The organism is Streptomyces sp. NPDC058326 (genome assembly GCF_042879855.1).
Taxonomy (GTDB): domain Bacteria; phylum Actinomycetota; class Actinomycetes; order Streptomycetales; family Streptomycetaceae; genus Streptomyces.
On sequence record NZ_JBHVZO010000009.1, the window covers coordinates 14,507 to 32,106 of the forward strand.

Consider the following 17,600-nt stretch of genomic DNA (forward strand, 5'->3'; position numbering starts at 1 on the left):
TGTTGCGGTGACATCACCCCACGGTCACGGGACCGGACAGTTCGTACACCAGGGCGACAACTCGTCGTGCCCTGGCGTGAATTGCGCGACCGCCTGTCGATTGTGGCCTGCGTCACTCGCGAGGATGCTCTCGCGCCATGGCAGAGAACTCCACCCCAGAGGTCCACCGGCTGAAGGCCAACTCGGTCGGGCTCGTCGGCGTCGTCTTCATGGCCGTGGCCACCGCGGCCCCGATCACCGCGATGACCGGCAACCTCCCCATCGCCGTCGGCTTCGGCAACGGCACCGGCGCACCCGCCGGCTATCTCTTCGCGACGCTCGTCCTGACCGTCTTCTCGGTCGGCTACGTCGCCATGGCCAAGCGGATCACGGCCGCCGGCGCCTTCTACGGCTACATCTCGCACGGCCTCGGCCGGATCGCCGGCATGGCGTCCGGCATGCTCGCGGTCCTCGCGTACATCGTCTTCGAGGCCTCCATCGTCGGCGTCTTCGCGTACTTCGCCCAGACGACGGTCGCCGACCAGCTCGGCGTCGACGTGCCGTGGATCCTGTACGCGGCCGTCATGCTCGCCGTGACGGCCGTCCTGTCGTACTTCGACATCAACCTCACGGCCAAGGCGCTGGGCGTGATGCTCGTGGCCGAGATCGCGGTCCTCTTCGCCGTCGCCACCGCCGTCCTCATCGCCGGCGGCGGCCCCGAGGGCATACCCGTCGAGCCGATCAACCCGGTGAACGCCTTCACCGGCACCTCCGCGGGCCTCGGACTCTTCTTCGCCTTCTGGTCCTGGGTCGGCTTCGAGTCGACCGCCATGTACGGGGAGGAGTCGCGCGACCCCAAGAAGGTCATCCCGCGCGCCACCCTCATCTCCGTCATCGGCGTCGGCGTCTTCTACATCTACGTCTCGTGGATGACGATCGCCGGCAACGGTCTCGCCGGATCGGTGAAGCTGTCCGCCTCCTCCTCGCCCCTCGACCTGTTCTTCGCGCCCACCCAGAGCTTCATCGGCGCCTGGGCCGTCGACGCCTTCCAGTGGCTGCTGCTCACCGGCTCCTTCGCCTGCGGGATGGCCTTCCACCAGTGCGCCTCGCGCTATCTGTACGCCATCGGCCGCGAGGGCTTCCTCCACCCGGCGCTCGGCCGGACGCACGCCAGGCACGGCTCGCCGTACATCGCCTCGTACGTGCAGAGCGCGATCGCCGTCGGCCTCGTCGCCGCCTTCTGGCTCACCGGCCAGGACCCGTACATCCATCTCTACACGCTGCTCGCGATCCTCGGCACGATGGCGATCCTCATCGTCCAGACCCTCTGCTCCTTCGCCGTCATCGGCTACTTCCGCAAGAACCACCCCGAGGACCGGCACTGGTTCAAGACCCTCACCGCCCCGCTCCTCGGCGGCGTCGGCATGATCGCGGTCGTCGTCCTGCTGATCATGAACATGGAGACCGCGGCCGGTCTCGCCGCCGACTCCCTCTTCTTCAAGGCGATCCCCTGGATCGTCGGCCTCGTCTTCTTCGGCGGTCTCGGCCTCGGCTTCTACCTCAAGGCCAAGCGGCCCGAGCGGTACGAGATCATCGGCCGGATCGTCCTGGAGGACGCCGCCGAGCGCGACGACGAACCCCGCACGGAACCCGCCCCCGTACCCCAGGTCTGAATCCCCCCTTCTCCTCCAGGAGCGCCCCATGGCACGCACCAACCCGATGCACCTCCTGAAGCGCCTCGCCGCCGAGCACGCCGACGCCCGACGGCTGAACCTTCCCGTCGACGAGCTCCGGGGCATGAGAGCCGACGCCCCCGGGCGCCGCACCCTCCTCAAGTACGCCGCCGCGGCCGGTGTCGCCGTCGGCGTCGGCGCCGGCACGGCCGTCCCCGCCCGTGCCGCCGTCGCCGACCCGCCTGTCAAGAGCACCGCCCGGGTCGCCGTCGTCGGCGCCGGGATCTCGGGCCTCACCGCCGCCCTCACCCTCCAGGACGCCGGCCTCAGCCCCGTGCTCTACGAGGCGAACCCGTCCAGGGTCGGCGGCCGCATGTGGACGCAGCGCGCCCACTGGGCGTACGGGCAGACCTCCGAGATCGGCGGCGAGCTGATCGACACCAGCCACAAGAAGATCCTGGAACTCTGCCGCCGCTTCGGCCTCGGCGTCGAGGACTTCCTCGGCGGCGGGCCCCAAGGAGCCGAGGAAGTCCTCTGGTTCGACGGCGCCTACTACCCGCGCCACCAGGCCGACGAGGACTTCAAGGCCGTCTACCAGGCCCTGCGCCGCGACCTCTCCGAGGCGGGGGAGGTCCTCTGGAACCAGACCACCCCCACCGGCACCGCACTCGACAACATGTCGATATACGAATGGATCGAGACCCGGGTCCCCGGCGGCCACACCTCCCCGCTCGGTCAGTTCATCGACGTCGCCTACAACGTCGAGTACGGCGCCGACACCACCGAACAGTCCTCGCTCGCCCTCGTCCTGCTCATGGGCTACCAGACCAATCCCGGCAACTTCAACATCTGGGGCCTGTCCAACGAGCGCTACCACATCGTCGGCGGCAACGACCGGCTGCCCCACGCCATCGCCGGGGTGCTCACCCCCGGCACCCTGCGCCTGGGCTGGTCCCTGACCGCCGTGCGGGCCAACGCCGACGGCACCCAGACGCTGACCTTCACCGAGGCCGGCGCCACCAGGACCGTCACCGCCGACCACACCGTCCTCTGCCTCCCGCTGCCGATCCTCAAGCAGCTCGACCTCTCGCTCGCCGGCTTCGACCCGCTCATGAAGAACCTGCTCCGCGACGCGCGGATGGGGTACTGCACCAAGCTGAACATGCAGTTCGGCACCCGCCCCTGGCGCGGCACAGGAGCCTGGCCCGGGGTCTCCGCGGGCGACTGCTTCACCGACACCGAGGTCCAGCAGACCTGGGACACCACCAAGATCCAGGGCGGCACCGGCGGCATCCTCATCCAGTACGGCGGAGGCAGCCTGGCCAAGGCGCTGAACCCGGCCGGGCCGTTCTCCACCGAGTCCGACCCGTACGTGCGGAGCCTCGTCACCCGCTACCTGGCGGGCATCGACGCCTTCTTCCCCGGCACCTCCAAGGCGTACACGGGCCGGGCCCAGCTCTCCGCCTGGCACAAGAACCCGTACTCGCTCGGCGCGTACTCCTGCTGGCCCGTCGGCTACCTCCACCGATACGCCGGCTACGAGGGCACCGCTCAGGGCAACGTGCACATCGGCGGCGAACACTGCTCGTACGACTTCCAGGGCTTCATGGAAGGCGGGGCGACGGAGGGCGAGCGGGCCGCGCGGGAGGTGATCGACGCGCTGAGGTGACCGGCTGACGGGTCGGGCCCTCAGGCGGCCGGTGCGATGTTGTGGTTGAAGCGGAAGACGTTGTCGGGGTCGTAGGCGGCCTTGACGGCGGCGAGCCTGCGGTAGTTCTCGGCACCGAAGCCGGCGACGACCCGCTCCTCCCCCTCGGAGCCGATGAAGTTGAGATAGACGGCTCCGGTCGACCACGGCCTCGCATCGGCCCGCACGTCCCGCACCCACCGCACGGCGCGCTCGTCATCGGCCGGGTCCACCCAGGTCGCGAAGGGGTGGACGACCCAGGGGGCGGAGCGCCACGGGACCGGGTACTCGGCAGGGCCCGACGCCACCGCGCCGCCCATCATGAACAGCACGTGCTGGGTGGCGGTCGGCATCGGGATCCGCTCCCCGCGAGCGCAGAAGAGGTCCACGGCCTCGTCGGGGAAGCCGGTCAGATACTCCGCCGACCAGTAGTTCCGCAGTCCCGGTGGGTCGTCGATCATGCACTGCAGATCCGCGTACGCCACGTCCGCGACCATCTCGATCACGGGCTTCAGCGCGAGCAGCGGCTCCGCGAGCCCACGCACCTCGGCGACCGGACCGGCGCAGGTGAACATGGTGGCGCAGAGCAGCTCGCCCACGAGGTGCTCCGGGACGAACGGCTCGGGCGGGGCGGGGAGGTAGATGACGCCACCGCCCACCTCGTCGGGGGCCGACTCGGCCAGGTCACGGAAGAGGCGGACCACCTGGGGGGCCTGCTCGGGCAGGAAGAACAGCATCGCCATGCTCATCGCCGGCAGTTCGTGCAGACGCAGTGTGAGCGACGTGGCCACCCCGAAGTTCCCGCCGCCACCGTGCAGCGCCCAGAACAGCTCGGGGTTCGTCTCCGCGTCGGTGTGGACGTGCTTCCCCTCGGCGGTGATCAGTTCCGCCGCCACCAGGTTGTCGCAGGCGAGCCCGAACTTCCGCTCCAGCCAGCCCGAACCGCCGCCCAGCGTGAAACCCCCGACGCCCGTGGTCGACACCCGGCCGCCGGTCGTCGCCAGACGGAACGGCTGGCAGGCGCGGTCGAGGTGGCTCATGGTCGCGCCGCCCTCGACCCGTACCGTCATGTGCTCGGGATCGGCCACGACCGCGTGCATCCGGCGCAGGTCGACGACGAGTCCGTCGTCGACGACGGACGTGCCGGCGACACTGTGTCCGCCGCCGCGCACCGCGATCGGCAGCCCGGTCTCCCTGCCGAAGACGATCGCGTTGGAGACGTCCTCCTGGTTCGCGCACTGCGCGATGACCGCAGGGCGCCGGTCGATCATGCCGTTGTGGACCGTCCGGGCCTCCTCGTAACCCGGATCGCCGGGTACGAGCACCGCACCGGCCAGATCCTCACGAAGTCCGGCGAGAGCTGCCTGCGGGACGCTGATCCGGGGAGCCATGAGGAGCCCCCCTTTCCGAGGGGGGACAGGACTCTCCCAGGGTATTCCCGTCGGCGGCTCCCGTCGCCTGTAGGGTCTCGCGGCTCGTGCCGTACGCCGGTCCGCGAGCAGCGGGTCCGGCCGCTGTCCCGCTCACCGCGGCGGCGCCGACTTCGTGCGTCGCCGTCGCGAGCGACGCCGGCTCACACCGGCGGCCGTGGCCCATCGGAGCCCGGGTGGCCGGTCGCGGACGGGCAGGTGGCGTTCCACGCCGCCTCGATCATGTGGAAGATCTCGTCCAGGGCGGCCTGCGGGTCGGCCGCTTCGCGGGCCAGCGCGTAGGCGTCGATCACGAACCTCGCGATGGCGCGGGCGGCGGTTTCGCCCCGGGCCAGGCCGGGCTCGGCGGCGATGGCCGCGGCCAGGGCGTCCGCGTGACGCAGGCGGAGCGACTCGTCGTACTTCCGCAGGGCGGGAGACGCGTCGATCATGTGCCGGATCGGGGCGGCGCTGTCCGCCGTGCAGTGCCGCACCAGGGCCAGGACTTCGCGGCGCAGCGCGGGGATGAGCGGCTCGTGCGGCGCCCGGCCGGTGACCGTGCTCGTGAGGCGCTGCTCGAAGTCCTCGCCCTGCTCGAACACCAGGGCCTCTTTCGAGGCGAAGTGGGAGAAGAGCGTGGTGACGGCCACGTCGGCCTCGGCGGCCACGTCACGGATGCCCACCGCGTCGTAACCGCGTTCCAGGAAGAGCCGCAGCGCGGTGTCGGCGATCTTCTGGCGGGTCGCGGCCTTCTTGCGCTCACGGCGTCCGGACTGCACGGTCATGCCCGCAGACTAGCAGGTATGAAAAGCTAACAGTTATGAAACCCTATCCGTTAGTGCTACGTTCCGCGGCATGAGAAAAGTGAGCTTCGCCGAGTTCGGCGGTCCGGACGTTCTGCAACTCATCGATGCCGAGGCCCCCCACGCGGGCCCCGGCCGGATACGCGTCGCCGTGCGGGCGGCGGGCGTGAACCCCGTCGACTGGAGGATTCGTGAGGGCCAGGTTCTTGGGGCCCATCCGATCGAGTTGCCCTCCGGCGTGGGGCTGGACGCAGCCGGGGTGGTGGACGAGGTCGGCGAGGGAGTCGTCGGGGTCGAGATCGGTGATCGGGTGTTCGGTGAGGGCTCCAGCACATACGCCGAGTTCGCCGTACTGTCGGCCTGGGCCCGGATGCCCGAGGGGCTCACGTTCGAGGAGGCGGCCGGGTACCCCTCCGTGGTGGAGACCGCGCTGCGCGTCCTCCGCGAGGTCGGTGTGCGGCCCGGGCAGACGCTCCTGGTCAGCGGCGCGTCCGGGGGAGTCGGATCGGCGGTGCTGCAGATCGCCCGTGAACGCGGCATCACGGTGATCGGCACGGCCGGTGCCGCGAACCAGGAGTACCTACGCGGCCTCGGTGCCGTCGCCACGACGTACGGCGAGGGCTGGGTCGAGAGGGTCCGGCGGCTCGGCGGCGTCGACGCGGCTCTCGATCTGGCCGGTTCGGGCGTGATCCGCGAGCTGGTCGAACTGACCGGGAGCCCGGAGAAGGTCGTCTCCATCGCCGATCTCGGTGCGCCGGAGTTCGGTGTCCGGTTCTCCGGCGCGGCCGGAAGCGTGCCGGCGGCGCTCGCCGAGGCCGTCGACCTGATCTCGCGGGGCCGGCTCCACATCCCGGTCGAGAAGTCGTACCCGCTGGCCGAGGCCGCGGCGGCCCACATCGACAGCTACGCCGGTCACGCGCGCGGGCGCCGAGTCCTCGTCATCTGAGCGGCTTCCGGCGCGGTCACACGGCACCTCGCGTTCCTCGCGGCACTTCTGCCGGGGTCCACCCGGAAGGCGCGCAGCACCCAAGGGCCCCGTGCCGACCTGTGCGGAACTCACGGCCGATGCCGGATCGGGCCCGTCCGGCATCGGCCGTGAGATTCCGACCCGAGATCCGAGAACCTCCGTCGCCTCAGCCGCCGTACGCCCCGCTCGCCGTCAGCCGCAGCGCCGTGTCGATCAGCGGGACGTGGCTGAAGGCCTGCGGGAAGTTGCCCACCTGCCGCTGGAGCCTCGGGTCCCACTCCTCGGCGAGCAGCCCCAGGTCGTTGCGGAGCGCGAGCAGCTTCTCGAAGAGGGTGCGGGCCTCGTCCACCCGGCCGATCATCGCCAGGTCGTCCGCCAGCCAGAACGAGCACGCGAGGAACGCGCCCTCGTCGCCCTCCAGACCGTCGACGCCGGCCTCCTCGCCCGCCGTCGGATAGCGCAGCACGAACCCGTCCTCCGTGGACAGCTCCCGCTGGATCGCCTCGATCGTGCCGATGACCCGCTTGTCGTCCGGCGGCAGGAAGCCCATCTGCGGGATCAGCAGCAGCGAGGCGTCCAGCTCCCGCGAGCCGTACGACTGGGTGAAGGTGTTCCGCTCGGGGTCGTAGCCCTTCTCGCAGACGTCCCGGTGGATCTCGTCGCGCAGCGCGTGCCAGCGCTCCAGGGGGCCGTCGGCGTCCCCGGACTCGATCAGCTTGATCGTGCGGTCGACGGCCACCCAGGCCATCACCTTCGAGTGGACGAAGTGCCGGCGCGGACCGCGGACCTCCCAGATGCCCTCGTCGGGCTGGTCCCAGTGCTTCTCCAGGTAGTTGATCAGCTTGATCTGGAGGAGCGAGGCGTAGTCGTTGCGGGAGAGCCCCGTCATGTGCGCGAGGTGGAGGGCCTCGGTGACCTCGCCGTAGACGTCCAGCTGGAGCTGGTTGGCGGCGCCGTTGCCGACCCGGACCGGGCCGGAGTTCTCGTACCCCGGCAGCCAGTCGAGCTCCGCCTCGCCGAGCTCCCGCTCGCCCGCGATGCCGTACATGATCTGGAGGTTCTCCGGGTCGCCGGCGACCGCGCGGAGCAGCCAGTCCCGCCAGGCGCGGGCCTCCTCGCGGTAGCCGGTGCGCAGCATCGACGAGAGGGTGATCGCCGCGTCCCGTAGCCACGTGTAGCGGTAGTCCCAGTTGCGGACGCCGCCGATCTCCTCGGGCAGCGAGGTGGTCGGCGCGGCCACGATCCCGCCGGTCGGCGCGTACGTCAGCGCCTTCAGGGTGATCAGGGAGCGGATCACCGCCTCCCGGTAGGGGCCGTGGTACGTGCAGTGCTCGACCCACTCGCGCCAGAAGTCGGCGGTGGCCTCCAGGGCGCCCTCGGGGTCGGGCAGCGCCGGCGGCTCGCGGTGGGACGGCTGCCAGGAGAGCGTGAACGCGATCCGCTCACCGGGATTGACGGTGAACTCGGAGTACGTCGTGAGGTCCTTGCCGTGGGTCTCGGCCTCGGTGTCCAGCCAGACGGAGTCGGGTCCCGCGACGGCGACCGTGCGGTCGCCGACCTTGTGGACCCACGGCACGATCCGGCCGTAGCTGAACCGCATCCGCAGCGCGGAACGCATCCGCACCCGGCCGGAGACGCCCTCCACGATCCGGATGAGCTGGGGCGCGCCGTCGCGCGGGGGCATGAAGTCGGTGACCCGGACCGTGCCGCGCGGGGTGTCCCACTCGGATTCCAGGATCAGTGAGTCGCCGCGGTAGCGACGCCGGTCGGCCGCGGGCGGTTCGGCGTCGGTGGGCCCGGCGGGGCCCACCCGCCAGAATCCGTGTTCCTCGGTGCCGAGCAGTCCGGCGAAGATCGCGTGCGAGTCGAAGCGGGGGAGACACAGCCAGTCGACGCTGCCGTCGCGGCAGACCAGTGCGGCGGTCTGCATGTCTCCGATGAGTGCGTAATCCTCGATGCGCCCGGCCACGTGCTTCACTCCAGTCGAACGGCCACGTCCGCCCCGCAGGGCGCTTGCTCCAGATGCTCCGGCTGGTGTCAGCCGGGTCCGCGTGTGTCAGCGGTCAAGGTCTTCGACGAGCTCTTGGTCCGGATGACGGGCGGGATGGTGCCGCTGGCCGGCCGGCTCGGCGGGCTGTGTCCGAGCAGGATACGTCGCGCCCCGGCGGTGCGGTGATCACGCCGGTGACGGCAATGCTCCATTCGGGTGAACGGGGCCTCGTTCCCGTCCCCCGCGCCGGTGGCAGGCCCGTTCCGTCCCTGATGAGAGCTCCTCCCCTTCACGGTGGGAGTGTCCGCCCCCGCCCGCGCGTCGCCGTACGTGAACACCCGACTGCCGCGTGTGGCCGGAAGCGGTCTCCCGATGTCGCTGATACCCTGGTACCCCGTGGACCGGTGGGAAACGGCGACAGCCGAGGACCCCGAAACCGCAGCGACGGCACCCCCCGATTCTTCCGGAGGGGACGCCGGTACGCACCTCCAGAACGCGACCACGGGAGCCCCCTCTTGGCGATGCCGCCCAAAACCACGACGACCAAGCACATCTTCGTCACCGGGGGTGTCGCCTCCTCCCTCGGCAAGGGCCTGACCGCCTCCAGCCTGGGTGCGCTCCTCAAGGCCCGGGGCCTGCGGGTCACGATGCAGAAGCTCGACCCGTACCTCAACGTCGACCCGGGCACGATGAACCCCTTCCAGCACGGCGAGGTGTTCGTCACCAACGACGGCGCCGAGACCGACCTGGACATCGGCCACTACGAGCGCTTCCTCGACGTCGACCTCGACGGCTCGGCCAACGTCACCACCGGCCAGGTCTACTCGCAGGTCATCGCCAAGGAGCGGCGCGGCGAGTACCTCGGTGACACCGTGCAGGTCATCCCGCACATCACCAACGAGATCAAGTCCCGCATCCGCCGCATGGCCACCGACGACGTGGACGTCGTCATCACCGAGGTCGGCGGCACCGTCGGCGACATCGAGTCCCTGCCGTTCCTGGAGACCGTCCGCCAGGTCCGCCACGAGGTCGGCCGCGACAACGTCTTCGTCGTGCACATCTCGCTGCTGCCCTACATCGGCCCCTCCGGCGAGCTGAAGACCAAGCCGACCCAGCACTCGGTCGCCGCCCTCCGGAACATCGGTATCCAGCCCGACGCGATCGTGCTGCGCGCCGACCGCGAGGTCCCGACCGCCATCAAGCGCAAGATCTCGCTGATGTGCGACGTCGACGAGGCCGCGGTGGTCGCCGCGATCGACGCCAAGTCGATCTACGACATCCCGAAGGTGCTGCACACCGAGGGCCTCGACGCCTACGTCGTCCGCAAGCTCGACCTGCCCTTCCGCGACGTGGACTGGACCGTCTGGGAGGACCTCCTGGACCGCGTCCACAACCCGGAGCACGAGGTCACCGTCGCGCTCGTCGGCAAGTACATCGACCTGCCCGACGCCTACCTCTCGGTCACCGAGGCCATGCGGGCCGGCGGCTTCGCCAACAAGGCCCGCGTCAAGGTCAAGTGGGTCACCTCCGACGACTGCAAGACCCCGGCCGACGCCGAGAAGCAGCTCGGCGACGTCGACGCGATCCTCGTCCCCGGCGGCTTCGGCGACCGCGGTGTGAGCGGCAAGGTCGGCGCCATCCGGTACGCCCGCGAGAACAAGGTGCCGCTGCTCGGCATCTGCCTCGGCCTCCAGTGCATCGTCATCGAGGCCGCCCGGAACCTGGCCGACATCCCCGAGGCCAACTCCACCGAGTTCGACCCCGCCACCGCGCACCCCGTCGTCTCCACGATGGAGGAGCAGCTCGCGTACGTCGAGGGCGCCGGCGACCTGGGCGGAACGATGCGCCTCGGTCTCTACCCGGCGAAGCTCGCCGAGGGCTCGATCGTCCGCGAGGTCTACGACGACCAGCCGTACGTGGAGGAGCGCCACCGTCACCGCTACGAGGTGAACAACGCCTACCGCGCGGAGCTGGAGAAGAAGGCCGGTCTGGTCTTCTCCGGCACCTCCCCGGACAACAAGCTCGTCGAGTACGTCGAGTACCCGCGCGAGATCCACCCCTACCTGGTCGCCACCCAGGCGCACCCGGAGCTGAAGTCCCGCCCCACCCGCCCCCACCCGCTCTTCGCGGGCCTGGTCAAGGCGGCCGTGGAGCGCAAGACGGCGAAGTAGTACGGCGCGTTAACGTTGCCGGGGTACGGGTCCCTTTCCGGGGCGCGTACCCCGGCTTTCGCATGTGGGAGGACGTAGATGGAGCTGCAGGACACCCCGGAGGAGTGGCGGATCGTCGCCACGACGACCCCGTTCCAGGGAAACAAGACGAGTGTCCGCACGGACGACGTGGTCATGCCGGACGGCACGGTCGCGCGCCGCGACTACCAGGTCCACCCCGGCTCGGTGGCCGTCGTCGCCCTCGACGAGCAGGACCGGGTCCTGCTGGTCAAGCAGTACCGGCACCCGGTGCGGCAGAAGCTCTGGGAGATCCCGGCGGGGCTCCTCGACGTGCCCGGTGAGAACCCGCTGCACGCGGCGCAGCGCGAGCTGTACGAGGAGGCGCACGTCAAGGCCGAGGACTGGCGGGTCCTCGCCGACGTCTACACGACGCCCGGCGGCTGCGACGAGGCGGTACGGATCTTCCTGGCGCGGGACCTGTCTGAGGCGGAGAACGAACGCTTCGAGGTCGCGGACGAGGAGGCCGACATGGAGCTGGCGCGGGTGCCGGTCGCGGAGCTGGTGCGCGGGGTGCTCGCGGGCGAGCTGCACAACAACTGCCTGGTGGTGGGGGTGCTGTCGCTGGCGGCGGCGCGGGCGGGGGAGGGGGTGGAGTCGCTGCGGCCGGCGGACGCGGCGTGGCCGGCCCGCCCGTTCGAGTCATAGCCCCAGCCCACGCGCGGGCCCGGCCCCGCTCTCCCGGGTGAGCCTCTGACTGCTGCCCGTGCGGGCCCCGCACGGGCAGTCGTCCCGCCGCCCGCCGCCCGCGTGGCGATTCCTCCCGCCGGGACGGCGCCCGCCCGCGGGGCCGGCCACCCGCCCGTGTGGGCAGCCGCCCGCGCGCCCACCCCACCGCCTGTGTGGGCAGCCGCCCGCGCGCCCACCCCACCGCCTGTGTGGGCAGCCGCCCGCGCGCCCACCCTCACTCCCGTGGGGGTGGTCGTCCCGCAGCACGGTGCCCACCCGCCCGGCCCGGCGACGCCTCGCCCACCGCCGTGTGGGCAATCGTCCCGCAGGGCGGGACGGGTGGGCACACGGGACGGCGCCCTTCGGCGGGCGCCTCCGCCCTGTGCCTGGACCCGCACCCAGCGATGCGGCGCACAAAGGGTGCGGGTTCAGGCGCGGAAGCCTCGGCCCGGCAAGGGGCGCCGTCCGTTGTGCCCACCCGTTCCGCCCCAGCGGAACAGATGCCCACAACGCGGGTGGGCGGACGGCAGGGGTGAACGCCCCAGCGGGGAGATGCCCGCCACGCGGGGCGGTTGGGACGGCAAGGGGGTGCCGCCCCGGCGGAACAGATGGCCACAACGCCGGGGCGACGGTAGGGGCGGGCACCGCCCCAGCTGGGAGATGCCCGCAACGAGGGTGGGCGGCGGCAGGGGGCACCGCCTCAGCTGGGAGATGCCCGCAACGCGGGGTGGCGGGGACCGCAAGTGGGTGCCGCGTCGGCGGGGCGGAGGCTCGCGGCGAGGGGGGCGTCGCGGGTCTGGCGGGGCAGGTGGCCGTCGTGGGGTGGTGTGACGATCTGTTGATCCGATCGGGGGACGTGTCCGTCGTGCTCCGACGGGTCCGTGTCGTGCCCTGAACTACGCTCGGGAACGCCCGTGCGGAGACCCCCGCGGGATCGGCTCGTGCGCAGGTGGACGGGAGCGTGGCCCGTGACGGATCAGGCGGTGGCGGCGGCCGGCAGCCGCCAGTTCTTCGGGCGGCAGCGGGAGTTGAAGGCCCTGCGCGCCGACATCGAGCGGACCGGCCTCGACACCCTCACCGGCCGCAAGGCCCCCCGCGCCCGGGTCCTCCTGATCGCCGGCAAGCCCGGCTCCGGACGTACCGCGCTCGCCGAGGAACTGGCCGCGGGCCTCGCCGACCGCTACCCCGACGGGACCTTCCGGGCCCGGCTCACCGAGCCCGACGGCGCCCAGGTGCCGACCGCCCGGGTCGCCCAGGAGCTCCTCGCCCAGCTCGGCGTCGCCGAACCGCCCGGCGCCGGGGAGGACGAGCTGACCGAACTGGTCAGGAACGCCCTGGGCGAGCGCCGGGCCCTCCTCGTCCTGGACGACGCCGTCGACGCCGAGCAGGCCGACCCCCTGATCCCCGACAACCCCGCCGTCCTGGTGGTGGGCGTCGCCCGCGGACCGCTCACCGGCATCCCCGACGTACGGCCGTGCACGCTCGGCGGGCTCGACCCCAAGTCGGCCATCGAGCTGCTCACCACCTTCACCGGCTCCGTACGCATCACCGTCGATCCGCAGGCGGCCGAGACCCTCGTCGAGGAGTGCGGCGGGCTGCCCGGCGCGGTCGTCCTCGCCGGCGGCTGGCTCTCCACCCACCCCAAGGCCTCCGTCGCCGATCTCGCCAAACGGCTGCGCGGGCTCTCCGGCGACCCCCTCACCCGGGCCTTCCTGCTGGCCCACGAGGCGCTGCCCGCCACCGCCGCCCGGATACTGCGATTCCTCGCGCTCGCCCCGCTCGGCCGGGCCGACGCCCACACCGCCTCCGCCCTGGCCGGCTGCTCGGTGTCGGCGGCCGCCACCACCCTCGCCGACTTCGCCGCCCTGGGGCTCGTCTCCGCCGGTGACGACGGGCAGTACGAGGTCCCCGGTCATCTCGTCCCCCTCCTGCGCGACCGGCTCGAGGAGAGCGACCGGCCCGCCGAGGTGCAGCTCGCGCGGGCCCGGATGCTGGAGCGGACCGTACGGCTCCTCCAGTCCTGCCGTGCGGTCACCGAGCCCGAGGGCTCGGCGGCGCGCCGGAAACTGGCCGGCCTGCCGCGCGCCCTGCGCTTCCCCAGCGCGGCCGCCGGGGCCGTCTGGCTCCGCTCCCGGCAGCCCGTCCTCCTCGCCTCCGCCCGGCTCGCCGTCGCCGACGGGGAGCTCGACACCCTCGCACGGCGCCTTGTCGCCTCCCTGGTGAGGGCGCTCGCCGCGCACCGGGGGGCGGAGGCCGCGGCGCCCGAGCTGTACGGCCTGCATCAGCTGGTCCTGAACGTGGCCGAGCGGCGCGGACTGCACCGTGAGCGGGCCGCCGCCCTGCTCAACCTGGCCGATCTCGACGCCCGCACCGGGCGGACCAAGGACGCTCTGCTGCGATATCGGTCGGCTTTGGATGCCGGACGCGCAGCAAATGATCCGTACGCGACGGGTCGCGCGATGGAATCCGTAGGAGGGGCGTATCAAGAGCTGGGGGACTGGCAGCGGGCCGGTGACTGGTACGGACGGGCGCTCGCTCAGCGCCTCGCCCGCGACGAGCGAGCCGACCAGGCCCGGCTGTACACCCGCCTCGGCGCCGTACAGACCTACGCGGGCCGGTACGGCGAGGCCCTGCGGAACTGGCGCGCCGCCGCGGCCGGCTATCGACGGCTCGCCGATCTCCCGGGCTACGCGCGGTCGTTGAGCGAGGCGGCCCGGGTCCAGGAGTACGCCGGACGGCCCGAGGAGTCCCTGCGGACCTGCGAGGAGGCGGTGGAGTGGGCGCGTCGGGCGCAGGACACCCGGCTCCAGGCCGCGCTCCAGCTGCGGCTCGCCGACACCCTCGACCGGCTCGGCGACCCGGCGGCGGCCCGGCTGCACCGGGCCGCCGCGGAAAGACTGCTGGAAACGGAAAGATCCGCCTACGAAATCCGCAGTGTGTCTGCCGAAGATTAGTACTTTGAAAGGCTAGACAGAGGGAACTCCTTCATTAGACTGGGTTGCGCCGCGTTCGAACGTGGTCTGTCCCGGTGCGCCTACGTGCATCCGGGTGTGTATCGCATTGCCCCATGTATCCCTCCCTGATTCAAGGACCGTGATCGACGATGAAGGTCGGCATCCCCCGCGAGGTCAAGAACAACGAGTTCCGCGTGGCCATCACCCCCGCCGGTGTCCACGAGCTCGTCCGCCACGGCCACCAGGTCTTCGTCGAGCAGAACGCCGGTGTCGGCTCCTCGATCACGGACGAGGAGTACGTCGCCGCCGGCGCCGAGATCCTCCCCACCGCCGACGAGGTCTGGGCCACCGCCGACCTGCTGCTCAAGGTCAAGGAGCCGATCGCGGAGGAGTACCACCGCCTCCGCAAGGACCAGACGCTCTTCACCTACCTGCACCTCGCCGCCTCCAAGGAGTGCACGGACGCGCTCCTGGCCTCCGGCACCACCGCCATCGCCTACGAGACGGTCGAGACCGCGAACCGCGCGCTCCCGCTGCTCGCCCCGATGTCCGAGGTCGCGGGCCGCCTGGCCCCGCAGGTCGGCGCGTACCACCTGATGCGCTCGGTCGGCGGCCGTGGTGTCCTCCCCGGCGGTGTCCCCGGTACCCACGCCGGCGAGTGCGTCGTCATCGGTGGCGGCGTCTCCGGCTGGAACGCCACCCAGATCGCCGTCGGCATGGGCTTCCACGTGACCCTGCTCGACCGTGACATCAACAAGCTCCGCGAGGCCGACAAGATCTTCGGCACCAAGGTGAAGACGATCGTCTCCAACGCCTACGAGCTGGAGAAGGCCGTCGTCGAGGCCGACCTCGTCATCGGTGCCGTCCTCATCCCGGGCGCCAAGGCCCCGAAGCTGGTCACCAACGAGCTCGTCGCGAAGATGAAGCCCGGAAGTGTCCTTGTCGACATCGCGATCGACCAGGGCGGTTGCTTCGAGGACTCGCACCCGACCACCCACGCGGAGCCGACCTTCCAGGTCCACGACTCGGTCTTCTACTGCGTCGCCAACATGCCGGGCGCGGTCCCGAACACCTCCACCTACGCCCTCACCAACGCCACGCTGCCCTACATCGTGTCGCTGGCGAACAACGGCTGGGTCGAGGCGCTGCGCCGCGACGCCGCGCTCGGTCTCGGCCTCAACACCCATGACGGCAAGGTGGTTTACAAGGAGGTCGCCGAGGCGCACGGCCTCGAGCACATCGAGCTGAGCACCCTCCTGGGCTGACCCTCACGGCACCGCCGTCAACGCGTGCCGTCAATCCGCGCACCGGCCGGACCTTGTTCGACAAGGTCCGGCCGGACGTGTGTCCGGACCCGGCGGAACGTTCGGCCAACTCGCCTCGAACGTAACTGTTTAACCGTTTCGCACACCCCTGAAACGTGTGGATGCATGCCTGCGCACCCTTGACAGAGAGGTGTTCGGTTGCCGACACATCGGGCCGGGTCCGGCGGATTGTGTTGCTGCGGAGCGGTGACACGCCATAGAGTCGCCAACCGTCGGCATGGTGCCACGCTGACCTATCGATAAATGTTCCTGGTGACATCCAAGGAGGTAAGACGACTTGTGAATGAGTCGACAATTACTCCCGGGAGCGGTGCGCCAGGTGCTCCGATCGGCTCCGTCGCGGTGCGGACCTTCGCGACGCACCAGCCCATGACGACAGCCCACACGATGAAGACGATGGACGGCCTACACGTGAACGCCACGGCCGGCAACGAGATGGGCCGAGAGTCCACCCACTTCGCCGCCTTTGACGAGGTGCCCGAGGGGCACTTCTACGACCCCGACGCCGAGTACGAGCCCGACCCGGAGTACGCGGCCACCCTCGCACCCGACGCTGCCCGCCAGCGCCGCGAGCGGATCGGCCCCACCGGACGGCCCCTGCCGTACTTCCCGATCCCCGGTCCCCTGACCGACCACGGACCGGCGAAGATCATCGCGATGTGCAACCAGAAGGGCGGCGTCGGCAAGACCACGTCGACCATCAACCTGGGTGCCGCGCTCGCGGAGTACGGACGGCGGGTGCTGCTCGTCGACTTCGACCCGCAGGGAGCCCTGTCGGTCGGCCTCGGCGTGAACCCGATGGAGCTCGACCTCACCGTCTACAACCTGCTCATGGAGCGGGGCATGTCGGCCGACGAGGTCCTCCTCAAGACCGCCGTGCCCAACATGGACCTGCTGCCGAGCAACATCGACCTCTCGGCCGCCGAAGTCCAGCTCGTCAGCGAGGTCGCGCGCGAGTCCACGCTCCAGCGCGCCCTGAAGCCGCTGATGAACGACTACGACTACATCGTGATCGACTGTCAGCCCTCGCTCGGCCTGCTGACCGTGAACGCCCTGACGGCGGCTCACAAGGTCATCGTGCCGCTGGAGTGCGAGTTCTTCGCGCTGCGCGGCGTGGCCCTGCTGACCGAGACCATCGAGAAGGTCCAGGAGCGGCTCAACCCCGAGCTCGAACTCGACGGCATCCTCGCCACGATGTACGACTCGCGGACCGTGCACAGCCGTGAGGTCCTCGCGCGCGTCGTCGAGGCCTTCGACGACCACGTGTACCACACCGTCATCGGGCGGACCGTGCGCTTCCCGGAGACCACGGTCGCCGGCGAGCCCATCACCACCTACGCCTCCAACTCCGTGGGCGCCGCCGCCTACCGCCAGCTCGCCAGGGAGGTGCTCGCCCGGTGTCACGCCGAGTGAGTCTGCCCGGCGCCGACGAACTCTTCCGTACGACCGGGGGGACGGCGCTCCAGGCGTCCGCACCCCGCCGGGCCGTTCCGGCACCCGCGGGCGAGCGCGACCCGGCGGCGGCCGAGAGCTCCGCGGAGCACACGGCGGCGGACTCCGAGGCGGCGGAACCCCGGGCCAGGACGGCGGAGCCGGAGGGCGCCCCCAAGGCCGCGCCGTCCACCGCGGTGCCCGCCCCGGCGGCGCGCCGGCGCGGTGGCCGCACCCCGAACCGGCGGCCCAGCGGCCGTGAGCGCCACGACGAGAAGATCACGGTCTACGTCTCCGCCGAGGAGCTGATGGACCTGGAGCACGCCCGGCTCGTCCTGCGCGGCGAGCACGGCCTCGCCGTCGACCGGGGCCGAATCGTCCGGGAGGCCGTCGCGGTCGTCCTGGCGGACCTGGAATCCCGCGGCGACGCGAGCATCCTCGTCCGCCGCCTGCGGGGCCGCTGACGGTAGCCTGCGGGCTGCCAC

Annotated in this window: 12 protein-coding genes; 9 read left to right on the plus strand and 3 right to left on the minus strand. The window is 71.3% G+C overall.

All coding sequences use genetic code 11. The features are described from left to right. The first annotated feature begins 137 nt into the window (after positions 1-137). Positions 138-1,652 carry an APC family permease gene (locus tag ACFVYX_RS18150; protein ID WP_389682373.1) on the plus strand — a complete coding sequence of 505 codons (1,515 nt, stop codon included), beginning with the start codon at positions 138-140 and terminating at the stop codon, positions 1,650-1,652. Positions 1,653-1,680: 28 nt separating this feature from the next. Continuing rightward, positions 1,681-3,321, plus strand: a complete 1,641-nt coding sequence (locus tag ACFVYX_RS18155) for a flavin monoamine oxidase family protein (protein ID WP_389682374.1) — start codon at positions 1,681-1,683, stop codon at positions 3,319-3,321. A gap of 20 nt (positions 3,322-3,341) precedes the next feature. On the opposite strand, the gene ACFVYX_RS18160 is transcribed toward ACFVYX_RS18155, so the two are convergent. Further along, the gene (locus ACFVYX_RS18160) at positions 3,342-4,730 is read right to left on the minus strand and encodes an FAD-binding oxidoreductase (RefSeq protein WP_389682375.1); all 1,389 of its coding nucleotides are present in this window, start codon (positions 4,728-4,730) and stop codon (positions 3,342-3,344) included. 182 nt (positions 4,731-4,912) lie between these two features. Beyond that, a complete protein-coding gene (locus tag ACFVYX_RS18165) occupies positions 4,913-5,533 on the minus strand; it encodes a TetR/AcrR family transcriptional regulator (protein ID WP_389682376.1) in 621 nt (206 codons plus the stop codon). A gap of 70 nt (positions 5,534-5,603) precedes the next feature. Between ACFVYX_RS18165 and ACFVYX_RS18170 the strand changes: the two genes are divergently transcribed. Next, positions 5,604-6,497: an NADP-dependent oxidoreductase gene (locus tag ACFVYX_RS18170; RefSeq protein WP_389682377.1), complete on the plus strand. Its 894-nt coding sequence runs from the start codon at positions 5,604-5,606 to the stop codon at positions 6,495-6,497. Between the two features lie 187 nt (positions 6,498-6,684). Here ACFVYX_RS18170 and ACFVYX_RS18175 read toward each other — a convergent pair whose 3' ends face one another. Next, positions 6,685-8,487 carry a glycoside hydrolase family 15 protein gene (locus ACFVYX_RS18175; RefSeq protein WP_389682378.1) on the minus strand — a complete coding sequence of 601 codons (1,803 nt, stop codon included), beginning with the start codon at positions 8,485-8,487 and terminating at the stop codon, positions 6,685-6,687. 542 nt (positions 8,488-9,029) lie between these two features. Between ACFVYX_RS18175 and ACFVYX_RS18180 the strand changes: the two genes are divergently transcribed. The 6 genes from ACFVYX_RS18180 (at position 9,030) to ACFVYX_RS18205 (ending at position 17,579) form a co-directional block, all read left to right on the plus strand. Continuing rightward, positions 9,030-10,679 carry a CTP synthase gene (locus tag ACFVYX_RS18180; RefSeq protein ID WP_389682379.1) on the plus strand — a complete coding sequence of 550 codons (1,650 nt, stop codon included), beginning with the start codon at positions 9,030-9,032 and terminating at the stop codon, positions 10,677-10,679. Positions 10,680-10,757: 78 nt separating this feature from the next. Further along, on the plus strand, positions 10,758-11,384 hold the full coding sequence (locus ACFVYX_RS18185; protein WP_389682380.1) for an NUDIX domain-containing protein: 627 nt from the start codon (positions 10,758-10,760) through the stop codon (positions 11,382-11,384). A gap of 989 nt (positions 11,385-12,373) precedes the next feature. Continuing rightward, a complete protein-coding gene (locus ACFVYX_RS18190) occupies positions 12,374-14,359 on the plus strand; it encodes a tetratricopeptide repeat protein (protein ID WP_389682381.1) in 1,986 nt (661 codons plus the stop codon). 149 nt (positions 14,360-14,508) lie between these two features. Then, entirely contained in the window at positions 14,509-15,624 is a 1,116-nt protein-coding gene (gene ald, locus ACFVYX_RS18195) for an alanine dehydrogenase (protein ID WP_389682382.1), read from the plus strand. Positions 15,625-16,071: 447 nt separating this feature from the next. Beyond that, positions 16,072-17,097, plus strand: a complete 1,026-nt coding sequence (locus ACFVYX_RS18200; protein WP_037637819.1) for a ParA family protein — start codon at positions 16,072-16,074, stop codon at positions 17,095-17,097. Then, entirely contained in the window at positions 17,082-17,579 is a 498-nt protein-coding gene (locus ACFVYX_RS18205) for a hypothetical protein (protein WP_389682383.1), read from the plus strand. The genes ACFVYX_RS18200 and ACFVYX_RS18205 overlap by 16 nt, the downstream gene beginning before the upstream one ends. The last annotated feature ends 21 nt before the right edge of the window (positions 17,580-17,600 follow it).